Raw genomic sequence first — 13,483 nt, 5'->3', positions numbered from 1 at the left:
GAGTTAAAAGGCTCAACCTCCGAGTTCAAAGGCTCAACCTCCGAGATCAAAGGCTCAACCTCCGAGATCAAAGGCTCAACTTCCGAGATCAAAGGCTCAACTTCCGAGTTCAAAGGCTCATCTTCTCCGTATTTTATTCAATTAGAAAGATTGGAATGCTTAAACAATTATTTTCATTTAGCGATCGCTACCGCATTTTACATCAGACTTGGTTTGCCTTTTTTCTCACCTTTGTTTGTTGGTTTAACTTTGCCCCCTTCGCTACAACCATTGGCAGAGAACTACATTTAGCACCAGAGCAAATTAAAACTTTAGGCATCTGTAACCTTGCTCTCACAATTCCCGCACGGCTAATTATTGGGATGCTTCTGGATCGTTTTGGCCCCAGAATCACCTATTCAATCCTGCTGATGTTTGCGGTTGTTCCTTGTTTAGCGACAGCGCTAGCGCAAGATTTTAATCAACTAGTCATCAGTCGTTTGCTGATGGGAATTGTCGGATCTGGGTTTGTGGTTGGTATCCGCATGGTGGCCGAATGGTTCCAGCCGAAAGAAATGGGAATTGCCCAAGGTATTTATGGCGGTTGGGGTAACTTTGGGGCTTTTGGCGCAGAGTTTGCCTTACCCATACTTGCAGTTTCTACGAGCTTTTTCGCTGGTGGTGCTTCTAACTGGCGGTTTGCGATCGCATTTACAGGGATCATTGCAGCCATCTACGGCGTAATTTATTACAATAGCGTCCAAGATACGCCCACAGGTAAAATCTACAAGAAACCTCAGAAAAATGGTTCTCTAGAAGTAACCAGTATTAAAAGCTTCTGGGCGATGATTGTCTCGAATTTTGGTTTGATTTCCGCCTTGGGTTTATTAGCTTGGCGCTTGGAACAAAAGAATATTCGCTTCCTAACTTTGAGCCAAATGTATCTGACTTGGTTGCTATTAGTAGGATTGTTTGCTTACCAAAGTTACAAAGCTTGGCAAGTAAATCGCGAACTACTAATTGGCAAGAAAACTTATCCTCCATCTGAACGCTTCCAATTTGGTCAAGTAGCCTTACTCGAATTCACTTACATAACTAGTTTTGGCAGCGAACTAGCAGCCGTTTCCATGCTCCCAGCATTTTTTGAAAAAACCTTTGGTTTAGAGCATGTTGTCGCTGGGATGATTGCCGCTACCTATCCCTTCTTAAATTTGATTTCTCGTCCTAGTGGTGGCTTAATTTCTGATAAATTTAACTCCCGTAAGTGGACAATGACAATTATCAGCGTTGGCATTGGTATTAGTTATTTGATGGCACATTTTATTAGTAGTAACTGGCCAATTCCGCTAGCGATCGCAGTGACAATGTTTGCCGCCTACTTTGCCCAAGCTGGCTGCGGTGCAACCTATAGCATCGTTCCCCTAATTAAGAAAGAAGCCACTGGACAAATTGCCGGTAACGTGGGAGCCTACGGTAATTTTGGCGGCGTAGTTTACCTGACAATTTTCAGCTTAACCGACGCTCCCACACTATTTTCTACAATGGGTTTAGCGGCACTAATCTGCGCTTTTATGTGTGCCTTTTTCCTCAAAGAACCAAAAGGTTCCTTTGCCGCTGTATCTGAAGGTGAATTCCCAGAAACCCCAACTAAAAACCCGATCTTCTTAACTGAAGAATAGACCTGTCTTGAAAATAGAGAGTAGACAGTAAGGCAAATAAATTCTCATAGTTCGTAGTCAGGACTTTAGTCCTTTTTTCTAAGCACTAAAGTGCTTAGAAAAAACTCTCTTGCACTAGCTTAACAAAGTACTCAGTTACGCTTTTCAACCTGTCGCAACATCTGAGGTTACACAATCACAATAACAAAATGGTACAACTGCCATGAGTGAATTTACCAAAACTCTCTGTCCCTACTGTGGTGTTGGCTGCGGTTTAGAAGTTTCACCTCCAGCCCAACTTGGCAAAGCAACTAATCGAGATAGCCAAGGAAATCCAACTTGGCGAGTCCGGGGTGACAAAGCCCATCCATCCAGTCAGGGAATGGTTTGCGTCAAAGGTGCAACGATCGCAGAATCTTTAGATAAAAATAGATTACATTACCCAATGATGCGAGACTCCTTAGATCAAGAGTTTCGGCGCGTTAGTTGGGATGAAGCTTTTGATCTCATTACCAAGCGGATTCAAACTGCACGCTTCACCCAAGGGCCAGAAGCCTTATGTATGTACGGTTCCGGTCAGTTTCAAACCGAGGATTACTACATAGCCCAGAAACTCATGAAAGGCTGTCTGGGTACTAATAATTTTGATGCCAACTCCCGTTTATGTATGTCTAGTGCTGTAGCTGGCTACATTCAAAGCTTTGGTTCAGATGGCCCCCCATGCTGTTACGAAGACTTGGAGTTAACCGACTGTGCATTTTTAATTGGTACTAATACGGCTGAATGTCACCCCATCGTTTTCAACCGACTAGAGAAATATCACAAAAAGAACCGCAAAGTCAAAATGATTGTGGTTGATCCCCGTCGCACACCAACCGCAGAAGCGGCTGATTTGCATTTAGCCATTCGTCCCGGTACAGATATCGACTTGTTAAACGGCATCGCCCACTTGTTGATGCGCTGGAACTATATTGATCCGATGTTCATGGACGACTGCACCAGCAACTTTCCCGCTTATGCTGAAGTGATTCGCCACTATCCGCCAGAAGTGGTAGCTCGTCAATGTGGAATCAGCATTGAAGATTTAGAAACAGCAGCACGTTACTGGGGTAAATCTGAGCGGGTACTGTCTTTGTGGTCAATGGGTGTGAATCAATCGTCAGAAGGAACGGCGAAGGTAAGAACAATCATTAATCTGCACCTGATGACTGGACAGATTGGCAAACCTGGAACAGGCCCTTTTTCCCTCACTGGTCAGCCAAACGCAATGGGAGGACGGGAAGTTGGAGGTTTGGCGAATTTATTACCAGGTTATCGGGCGGTGAAAAATCCTCAGCATCGCGCAGAAGTGGAGGAGTTTTGGGGACTCAAGTCAGGACAAATTTCGCCCAATCCCGGTTTGACTGCTTGGGAGATGATTACGGGCTTGGAAAATGGCGCTGTAGAGTTACTGTGGATTGCAGCTACCAACCCAGCTGTAAGTATGCCAGATTTGGAGCGGACTAAAAAGGCGTTATTGCGATCGCCTTTCACCATTTATCAAGACGCCTATTATCCCACAGAAACCTCTGCCTACGCTCACGTTTTGCTACCAGCAGCCCAGTGGGGTGAAAAAACTGGCGTGATGACAAATTCCGAACGGGTGGTAACTCTGTGTTCAGCATTCCGCCAACCCCCAAGAGAAGCTAAAGCAGATTGGGAAATTTTTGCTGAAGTTGGACGTAGATTAGGTTTTGAGAAAGAGTTTACCTTTGCTAACTCCGCCGAAGTTTATGCTGAGTTTGTCAAATTAACTAAAAATCGCCCCTGCGATATGACAGGTATCAGTCACGCCGAATTACAGACACAAGGCCCGACTCAATGGCCTCATCCTGAAGAGAGCAGGGGGAGCAGAGGAGCAGGGGAAGCAGGGGGAGAAGCATCTGCCAATCGCTCTGGGAAACGATTATACACTAACTTGCGCTTCCACACCCCTGATGGACGCGCTCGATTTGGGGCATATTACTCCAAGGGATTGGCAGAACCACCAGATCCAGATTATCCCTTTGTGCTAACTAATGGACGACTTTACGGACACTGGCATACGCAGACACGCACCGGTCGAATTGAAAAAATTTGCAAAATGCATCCCGAACCGTTTATCGAAATTCATCCCCGTGATGCTGCTCGGTTAGGTATTGTAGATAGTATGTATATAGAAGTGCGATCGCGTCGGGGTAAAGCGAAGTTTCCTGCTAAAGTGACAAAAGCGATCGCACCTGGTACAGTTTTTGTCCCCATGCACTGGGGTTCGCTGTGGGCAGATAATGCCGAAGCTAACGCCCTCACCCATCCAGAATCGTGTCCAGATTCACTACAACCAGAATTAAAAGCCTGTGCAGTGCAGTTGATACCAATTTCGGTGGAAGTTCCCATCAAAAATCATCAACTCCAGTCCTCACAATGGTAAGCTGCCAAGTGTAGCTCGAAAGTGGTAATTTAAAACCATCAATAGGTAATTTCGTCAATAATCAATAGTCAATAGTTATTATCATTTTTTATGACTCTCTAATTTTGACTGTTAGCAATTACTATATCTAAAGAGCTAAAATTTTAGTAATAAGAGATTTTACTAGAGCTAATTTTAGCTATAGATAAAGAATCAAAAAACTATAGAAAACTTACAAAACATCAGCAATTAATCTTTTTCCAATCCTCTAGATTTATCTATGGGATTTTCTTTTATTTTAGAACTGGGTGCAGCATGATGAAAAAGTTACTGAGGCGAATTCTAGGAGCTACCAAAGATGAGAACTTCATGCACATCATTGAAAACATAGAAGTGCTAGTTTCTAAAACTCTATCTATTTTCATGGTAATTGTGATTTTGGTAGCAATCGCAGATTTAGGAATATTTATTTTTAAAGAATTATTTACAGTCCCTTATGGTAACTTTAACACAACACTGTATAAGGTTTTTGGTTTATTTTTAAATATTTTAATTGCGTTAGAAATTTTAGAAAATATTACAGCCTATTTACGAAGACACGTTTTTCAGGTTGAATTAGTTATTGTCACTTCTTTAATTGCTGTTGCCAGAAAAATTATTATTCTTGACTTAGAAAAAATTGGAGGTCTTGATATAATTGGTCTAGGTGTAGCTATTCTTGCCTTATCGATTAGTTATTTAATAATTCGTTTCAGTAATTCTAGAGATGCAAGTTGAAATAATTCGTAATTCGTAATTCGTAATGGGGATTTAGATCCCGCCACAAAACTTGCCGCTTCTCCGACTCCCCATCCTCCCCAATCAACTTTGGGTTTGTTGAACAATGACAGATTTATTTCAATTTGAAGCAGACTTTGTTGATTCCCTGCGTTGCATTCCTATGCAGGTACGCTGCAAATTAGATACCTGTGGCATCAAGTTAAAATTGTCTGATTGGAATCAAATGACGACAGATGAGCGTCAAGCTTTAGTCAAATTAACTTGCACTACAGAAACGGAAATTCAGTCTTACCGCGAGTATATCCAGCAATTAATCATCCAACGTACTGGTATCCCAGCGACAAAATTGCCCATCGAGCCTCATCCTGCATGGCTAGACTCTGCTACTGTACCAGCTAGCCTTCAGGAAAAAGCTCAAGAAATAGGTGTAACCCTCACACAGCAACATTGGGCAGGTTTAACGCCCTTACAGCGTTTTGCCTTGATTAAACTCAGCCATCCAGGACATGAAAACAAAAATTTTCCGAGAGCGATCGCAGAGTTTCATCTGCTTTAATTAGTCAATAGTCGTTAAAAGAAAAAATCTGTAGGGTGCATTACACTTTGTTAACTTGCCGCCCTCAAATGATACATTACAAAACAGTTAGTGTTGTAATGTATCAAAAATTTATACGAATGGTAACGCCTCAAATAGCTGACTCTAAATTAATATTTACTTTATATAGCGTTTCTCGTTTGTGTGAGGTACACCCGTAGGGGCACGGCAGTACCGTGCCCCTACACCCCGTGATAAATGTTGTACCGCATCTGAATGGGAAACGCTATATAGCGTTTCTTAATGTAAGAGTGAGGGTAATAAAAATATGGCTGCAAAGAAACTTTTGATGATTGTTGGCGACTATGTAGAAGACTATGAAGTAATGGTTCCTTTTCAGGCATTGCAAATGGTAGGACACACTGTCCATGCAGTTTGCCCCGACAAAAAAGCTGGCGATAAGGTGCGGACAGCAGTTCACGACTTTGAAGGAGATCAGACTTACAGCGAAAAACCCGGACACAATTTCACTTTAAATGCTACGTTTGCAGAAGTAGAAGCCGCAACCTACGATGCTTTAGTCATTCCCGGAGGACGGGCACCAGAATATATTCGCCTCAATCAGCAAGTACTAGAAATCACCCGTCACTTTGCCCAAACCAATAAACCGATTGCTGCCATCTGCCACGGCTTGCAGGTATTAGCCGCTGCTGATGTACTGCAAGGCAAAAGATGTACTGGCTACCCTGCTTGTAGCCCAGATATCAAGAGTGCTGGAGGGATCTATGTTAATATCCCTGTTGATCGGGCAATAGTTGATGGTAACTTGGTGACAGCACCAGCTTGGCCTGCTCACCCGCATTGGCTAGCAGAATTCCTCACAGTACTTGGAACTAAGATTGAACACCCAGAACTGACTACAGCTGTTTAAGGCAAGATACCGGAAATCTTTTGGTTCAATCTTCATAACAGTTTCTTTCCCTACTCCCCACTCCAAAAGAGCTTTGGCAAAAACAACTGACAACAGACGACTGAAAATTATATATTTTTGAAATGGAACTAAATGCAGTAAAAAATACTATTTTTTAATAAATTGCGGTGGGTTTAATTTGCAGCTAGGATGTCAAAAGTACAGCATCAAGACAATCTGATTTATCCGTCTAACAAGCCAGTTTTAGGACAAACTCTCAGCAGATGGAATACTTATTTACATGAGGTGAAACAATTTTAAATTTTGCATCAAGAAATTTAAATTTCTTAGCAGTAAGTGAAGCTATAGTGGATTTAGCAATGCTGCTGTTAATGTGGCTAAGGTTAGTCCGGCTGCCAAATTATGTGAAGAATTAATTTAGAAACGCACTTCTTATCGATGACAGGCAAAAACGCAAGACATAATGCATTTCTGCGGCTAGTGTCTGGTAATGGGGCAGCTTTTGGAGCAGAATCTCGCTACCCCCTGCCCCCCAGTAAAGAGATGGTCATTGGACGCGACCCCAGCTGCCAAGTTGTCTTGGATGCCATGATGTACCGAATGGTATCTCGTCGTCATGCAGTGGTTCGTCCCCTCTCTCTATCCCCAGATAGCAAATTTAGCTGGGTGCTTTGTGACTTGAATAGTGCTAATGGCACTTATTTGAATGGACAACGTTTGTATGAATGTCAAGAATTGCACCCAGGCGATCGCATTTCTCTAGGTGCTGATGGGCCGCAATACGTTTTTGAGTACGAGTATACCTCACTGACTCCGGCGACCACAGTGAACCAAGTTACACCACTGCCTTCGGCGACGAACTACCACAACCACACGCAATTAAAGCAGCCAGATTCTGTTAGCTTCACCCAGCTTTTTCCGATTATTTCCACTGGTAAAGATTTAACTACTAAAGCTTACCTCGTACCGGGAATACTGACCGTAATCTTCGTGGTGCTGATGTTCGCTACAGTCGGTCGGCCCCAAGCTAATCAAGTGATCGTAGCATGTTACATCGCCTTCGCTGCCTACTATTTTGTTTACCAACTTTGCGGTAAACAGAAGCCTTGGTGGGTATTAATGGCTACGGCTTTGGGTACAATCCTGATTTTGCTCAGTCCGCTGTTGGATCTATTTATCTTCGTGTTTCGCACCGTCCTACCTGGAAGCTTGCCCACACCCCAAGAATCTATCACCTTCACAGAGTTGCTAGTGCGGATGTTTTTTGGCGCTGGGTTAATGGAGGAATTACTCAAGGCATTACCTGTACTAGGGGCCTTTGCCATCGGTAGAATGTTGTCTTCACCTTGGCGAGAACGTATAGGCGTCTGGGAACCTCTAGATGGTATTCTCCTGGGAACAGCTTCTGCTGTGGGCTTCACTCTCTTAGAAACCCTCGGTCAGTATGTACCTGATATCACTCAAAATGTCACTCAACAGGTGGGTATAGGGGCTGCTGGTCAACTGGCAGGTTTACAACTGCTAATTCCGCGAATTTTAGGCTCTGTAGCCGGACACATGGCTTATAGTGGCTACTTGGGCTATTTTATCGGGTTGGCTGTCCTCAAACCTAGTAGAAGTTGGCAAATTCTTTCTATTGGTTATCTGAGTGCCTCTGCACTCCACGCTCTGTGGAATGCTACAGGATCAATCAATGCCTTGCTGTTGGTAGTTGTTGGGGTGTTATCTTACGCCTTTTTGATGGCGGCAATTCTCAAGGCACGGGCGCTGTCACCGACGCGATCGCAAAATTTTGCTACCCGATTTCTGGGCCCAAAATAGGCGATAAAATCAATTCAAAATTGTATCCTTGCAGGGAAGCAAGCTAGCAAGAGCGTCTGTCTGTGACACGCTGTTCGCGTTCGTAGAGAAGAAAAAGACAGGGGAGATGAGGGAGAACAACCAATGCCCAATGGTTAAGTATTTATGTCTTGAGATAGATGGTCTAGTTTGAAAATTAGCGTATTGTTAGTTTACTCTGGGGTAGTTCTACTTACGAAAATAAAAATCATTAAACTTGTTGCAAAAGTCTTGATTTTTGACTCTTTTATTGCGTCTTTGCATAAGGCAAACCAACATCTTTGCAAAAGACACCTCTGAACAGAGTAAAGGCAAAGCGCTGGTTACAGGAACACAACGCATAATGAAAACTTTCCCCATTCCCCATTCCCCATTCTCTATTCATAGTTCAGACTCAGACTTGTTGAGTTGAGTGAAAGCATAAGAAGCGATCGCTAAACTAACCTTTGCTTTCTCTACTTCTGATAAAGCTGTCCACTCGGTATTTTGAAGATTACTGAGCGCAGATGCCGCGTTTTGCGATTCGCTACTTCGCATAGCGTAAGCAAAAGGACGAGCCAAAACTAGAAGATCCTCTGTTCCCCAGGTTGGTAGTATTGTCTGAACGCACTCAACCAGTTGCTCACTAATTAATTGACGAGCAGCAAATATCTCGGCAGCTTTGGTAGCTATGGTGTTGAGCAATGCTTGGGGAACACAGGCGGAAAAATTATTACGTAATATTTCTTGAAGATTAAGTACTACTGACTGTTGTCGGTTATTATAATCTGGGGTAGGAGTAATACCAGACCAAAGCGTATCTAGATGGCTGTAAAAATCTTGCGATCGCCTCATTAGTTCTTCATCAAGCAAATCTTCCATTCCGAACTGTTGTTCTAGTTCCTGAAAATAAGCTTCTGATTCATCATCGCCTGGATTCCAGGGATAGGTATGATCTTCTGGTTCGAGTAACGCTTCTAAAAACTCTAGGTCTAATTGAGATGGCAAAGAGGAGAAAGTGTCTGAGCCGTTAATTTTATTAGCCATATTTTCTTACCTCACTATATATTTGGTGGTATTGACAGCTACAACTTCTAAGAGGAGATTTCCGCAAAAACTATTGATTTTTTCTCCAAAAAAACAGATTTTAAAAGCTGATGTTTAACATCAAAATCTATTTAGGCAATAGCTCCGCTAGGAGTCTTCAATAACAAACTCCCAGGTTTCACCTCTAGCACTTCCAAACTTTAACTGCATTCCCGATTTCAAAGGGACTTCCTCGCGGAGGATTTGTTGCCAACCATTAGGGCCTAAAAACCAGGTTGTCCCGTAGGTGGAAAAATCTTGCAAGTAATAAGTTCGTACTAATGTAGCATCAGTAAGAGTATTGCGGCAGAAGATTTCGGCGTGGCGTTTGGATACAGATGGTTCGGGGATGACAATATCATTGTCCTTCGTGCGGCCGATACGGGTGACTCCATAACGCAGTAGCCAGGTTTTACCTTTTGGGGTTAGCGATCGTAAACTTGCAATCGGAAGCGAGGAACCAACATCAGGAATGGCTGTATCTGGAAGTTCGGTAATACCTTCATCCAGATTCTTAATGAGTTCGCCATTAAAATCTGGATGCAGGTAGAGAACAGGCAAAGTCCAAGCAGGTTGATTAAATTTATACAGTGTTAACAACTCTTGCCTAGCCTGTGCTACGGCTTCATCAATTGGCTTGTGCGATCGCAAAGCTTCGGTAAAGGCTTGAATAAAACTGTGGCTTTCGTGGTCAGCGATTTCATCGCGCATCCCCAAAACTGCGGGCACACCATGACGAATCAGTACTTCTGCTAAACTGCTGGCAGGTATCGCTTGATGATTGATTGCAGCTGGTTGTGCGCCCCAACAGGCATTGAAAACCGCTAGTTTCACACCTGTACGGGTCAATACTTGCGCCAATTCTATTCCATTCAGGGGCATATCTGGCCGCAAAAACAGTAACCCCCCGTCTGGATCTGGTAAACCATGTCCAGCGTAAAAGAAAACATTATATGCTTTGGTTTCTAATTCATCAATCAACTGTTGCGGAGTTGGTTGGATGAGTTGATTAACTACACAAGGTGCATATCTTTGGGAATTACCAGGCGTATCTGCAAGAGTTTGCTGTAATATCGCGGCTTCTTGTTCTAGTTGCAGCTTGTCATCATGACCTAAAACCAGCAGGATACTTAAAGCCTGGTCAGTTCGTAAATACGGTAAAGCATCAACTTCAGTGCTGGTGCGACTAAATAGCAAATCTGGGGAGAGAGACATCGCCGATTGACCAGGCTCACGCTGCATAATTTCCCAAGGGAAAGCGATGAGATCCGGGTCGCGAATTTCTAGTCGAAAGCGCAAACGTGTATGCTGACCCATAGCAATACCGCGACTGCGTTCTAGACTACCAAGAATTTGCCCGTCGAATACCCAGCGCCATAAATTCATTCCCAAGTATTGCATCAGACGACTGCTGTAGGGGCCAGTAGTTTGACCTGAAGGGGGTGAAATCAAATCTATGGGCAATGGGTTGCTCTTTTGAGATGTTGAGTTAGGGGAAATATCTAGGCGACCATGACCAGCAAACATCTGCTGCCATTCGTGCCAGACGTGGGTCAGCTCAACAGGCCATACACAGTCACGTAAAACGTAGCCACTGGGATAGGGAGCCTTGACCACCCAAATGGCGAAGTTGTCAGTGCCAGTGTTTAGGAGACGGGCGATCGCCAAATTCAGGGATGGCATGGATTCATTAAACTAAGAGCTAAAAAAAATAATTTCAAATAACAATTGTTCAAGGTAAAAATTTTCTATTTTTTTGACCTTGTAAGTTTTTACTCTGATTGTTACCTGTTATTATTCCAGGTTTTTACCAGTTTATCGACTATTTGATTAAGTTGGACTGGTGTCAGGTGGTTCGGTAACTGGCGGTTGCGTGACAGTTCTACATGGATTTGGTGCGTCTGATTGTAAAACAACGCCAAAACGGTTGAGTTGGGAGGAGTTTAGCAATACTGTTGCTGGCAAAGGTTTTGAATTTGGTGGAACTGAGGTAGTTACATCTGGGTTATTAGTATTAGCTGGAGTTTGTGTACTTTTATTAGCACAGACTCGCATAGACATCAAAAAACTCCCAGAAGCGGGATTTGGATTTGATTTTTTCTCAATAACTTCTAAAAAAGTCCCACGGGGAAGTGATTGGTTGTTTTTTCCCAAGGAGATGTCATTATTGGTTTTAATTACCCAACCAGGAGAAAGATTAGCCAGCGATCGCGGTGTGGGTGTCGCTTCGATGGTAGGGTTTAAAGTTTGTATGGGATTGGAAAAAATTGGAGAGGCTCCTGATGGCGATCGCAGTTGCTTGACGAACAATCCTAAACAACCTGCGGCTAGCACAAATATTAATGGAACTATCCACTGTAGGGGGAATTGACGAGTTTTAACCGGCTCTTTTTCGGGAATGACCTGAGTTTTGTGGTTTGGGCTGCCTAAAAGGGTTGTATCTGTCGCCCTGGATGCCAAATCAACAGTTTTGGCAGAATAACTCTCTGGAATCACTGCTTTGATCGTGATTTCTGGTTCCCAATATTGGACTTGATAGTGAACTAAAGCGACGGTGACATTATCGTGTCCATTTTTAGTATTAGCAATTTCGACTAATCTATCGGCAACAGTTGCTATATTTGCTTCCCCAACTAGAATCGGCAAAATTTCTGTTTCCCAGTACTCCTCAACCCGATCGAAGTCACTCAAACCATCAGATGTGAGCAGAAAAACAGCATCTTCGTCGAGCATAAACCGTCCCGATGTGGGATGCAATGCAGTGCTGGGGCCCATACCCAAAGCTTGGACGAGAGAGCCAGCAGCAGCCTGTTGCACAGCATCGCGGTAAATGGCATAACCTAGTCGCACTTCGCGGGAGGCGACATCATCATCAAGGGTAACTTGATAACAGCCGTGGCGTGTTATCCAGTAGGCACGACTATCGCCGACGTGGGTAATGTACATTTCATGAGCAACAGGCAATGCCATGACTAAAGTCGTGCCCATGCGTTGACGCCCTTGGCGATTTTCACTGTCATTGCGCTGACTAATTTTGTCATTGGCCATTGCCACTGCCTTATCTAGGTCATTCAGCAGCAGTGAGGGGTCTATGTGGTCGTAGGGAACCTTTGTTAGTTGTTGTACCTGCTGCTGGATCGTTTCAATGGCTAAATTTGAGGCGACATTGCCGCCCTCGTGTCCACCGATGCCATCACAGACAATTGCTAAGGCTGTTGACTGGGGTGGTTTGCTCACCAGAGTTCCACTGGGAGGGCTACAGGCATCTTCGTTACGTTGGCGACTTGGCCCGGTGTCGGTTTTGGTGATAATTTGGATCGTGGGTGTTTGCGATCGCCCCAATTGTGCCAGTCCCTGATCTAAAACTGCGATTAATTGATCGGTTGAATTAATTTCTCTCTGAATTAAGGAAAGGCTAACGCGATCGACAAATTCAGTTATCGCTGGTTTGGCATTGCTGACCAACTGCTGCCAAAATTCACCTAGTTGGGGCAATTCTGGTGATGTGGCGCTGTCAAAACGCAATTCCAACAAACGTACTAACGATCCTTCTACCCGTAATACATAAGAGTCAAGTAAGCTAGAGGCGACACCTTCACTTGCAAGAGGTTGCCACAGATGAGCTATTTGCCATAACCAATTCAGTTGGCGCATCGATGTTGCATCACGCCAAGCGGTGGTTAACTCGCTGCCCAAATGCACTTGTTGGATAGTGTCATCTACTAATAGTGGCGGTTTTTCTAAGAGTAATATTTCTCGCTCGGAAGACCCGTCAGCAACAAAAATCACTCCATATACCTGCGGTACGTGTATGCGGTAGGGAATTAGTCTTAGGTAAGCTTTTAGAGGCTGCAAATTATCTAACTCAGGCGTTAGCGCTAATAAACCAGGCTTCGTATCTAAAAGAACAAATTTATCAACGATTAAATAGCGATCGGCTAATATTTCTCCAGGGCTACCCACACTTGGGCTATCTACCACAACCCAGAGATAATTTTTGGGAAGGGGCGTGGAACATCGCTGGCAAAACTTGTGAGTCAGGGGGTTGGCAGCCTGACAATTCTCGTTTGGACAGTAGAGCGTTGCCGCGTCATTTTCCATAGTTTTCGCACCGATCAGCGATTGGCAATTTCTTTAATAGCATTAGTAGGGACAATCTAGACCGCTCATCTTTCTTAAACTTGACATACCCAGACTTTAGATGATGATTTTAGCTGGCGGATATCAGCAGGTGCTAATACAAAACTTATCCAAAAAATACGCTCCTA

Annotated in this window: 9 protein-coding genes; 6 read left to right on the top strand and 3 right to left on the bottom strand. The window is 43.7% G+C overall.

Features of this window, described 5'->3' with window-relative positions; all coding sequences use genetic code 11:
- The first annotated feature begins 155 nt into the window (after positions 1-155).
- From V7K62_RS27685 to V7K62_RS27660, 6 genes are all read left to right on the top strand, one after another.
- Positions 156-1,658 carry a NarK family nitrate/nitrite MFS transporter gene (locus V7K62_RS27685; RefSeq protein WP_334869823.1) on the top strand — a complete coding sequence of 501 codons (1,503 nt, stop codon included), beginning with the start codon at positions 156-158 and terminating at the stop codon, positions 1,656-1,658.
- Between the two features lie 202 nt (positions 1,659-1,860).
- A complete protein-coding gene (locus V7K62_RS27680; RefSeq protein WP_334869821.1) occupies positions 1,861-4,086 on the top strand; it encodes a molybdopterin oxidoreductase family protein in 2,226 nt (741 codons plus the stop codon).
- Positions 4,087-4,383: 297 nt separating this feature from the next.
- Positions 4,384-4,842: a phosphate-starvation-inducible PsiE family protein gene (locus V7K62_RS27675; protein ID WP_334869858.1), complete on the top strand. Its 459-nt coding sequence runs from the start codon at positions 4,384-4,386 to the stop codon at positions 4,840-4,842.
- Positions 4,843-4,948: 106 nt separating this feature from the next.
- Complete coding sequence (locus V7K62_RS27670) at positions 4,949-5,401, top strand: nitrate reductase associated protein (RefSeq protein WP_334869819.1); 453 nt, start codon at positions 4,949-4,951, stop codon at positions 5,399-5,401.
- Between the two features lie 307 nt (positions 5,402-5,708).
- Positions 5,709-6,311, top strand: coding sequence for a DJ-1/PfpI family protein (locus V7K62_RS27665; protein WP_334869817.1), 603 nt, complete (start codon positions 5,709-5,711; stop codon positions 6,309-6,311).
- Positions 6,312-6,749: 438 nt separating this feature from the next.
- Positions 6,750-8,132, top strand: coding sequence for a PrsW family glutamic-type intramembrane protease (locus V7K62_RS27660; protein WP_334869815.1), 1,383 nt, complete (start codon positions 6,750-6,752; stop codon positions 8,130-8,132).
- A gap of 399 nt (positions 8,133-8,531) precedes the next feature.
- On the opposite strand, the gene V7K62_RS27655 is transcribed toward V7K62_RS27660, so the two are convergent.
- The 3 genes from V7K62_RS27655 to V7K62_RS27645 all read right to left on the bottom strand — a co-directional run bounded on the left by V7K62_RS27655 (position 8,532) and on the right by V7K62_RS27645 (position 13,316).
- A complete protein-coding gene (locus V7K62_RS27655; RefSeq protein WP_334869813.1) occupies positions 8,532-9,176 on the bottom strand; it encodes a hypothetical protein in 645 nt (214 codons plus the stop codon).
- A 147-nt stretch (positions 9,177-9,323) separates the two neighbouring features.
- Positions 9,324-10,898 (bottom strand): CHAT domain-containing protein, encoded by a 1,575-nt coding sequence (locus V7K62_RS27650; RefSeq protein ID WP_334869812.1) that lies wholly within the window; start codon positions 10,896-10,898, stop codon positions 9,324-9,326.
- Between the two features lie 147 nt (positions 10,899-11,045).
- Positions 11,046-13,316: a protein phosphatase 2C domain-containing protein gene (locus tag V7K62_RS27645; protein WP_334869811.1), complete on the bottom strand. Its 2,271-nt coding sequence runs from the start codon at positions 13,314-13,316 to the stop codon at positions 11,046-11,048.
- Positions 13,317-13,483 lie beyond the last annotated feature (167 nt).

It is taken from the genome of Nostoc sp., from assembly GCF_036917935.1.
Taxonomy (GTDB): Bacteria; Cyanobacteriota; Cyanobacteriia; order Cyanobacteriales; family Nostocaceae; genus Nostoc.
Note: the sequence above shows the minus strand (reverse complement) of the source record. Positions and strands in the feature narration are given on the sequence as shown.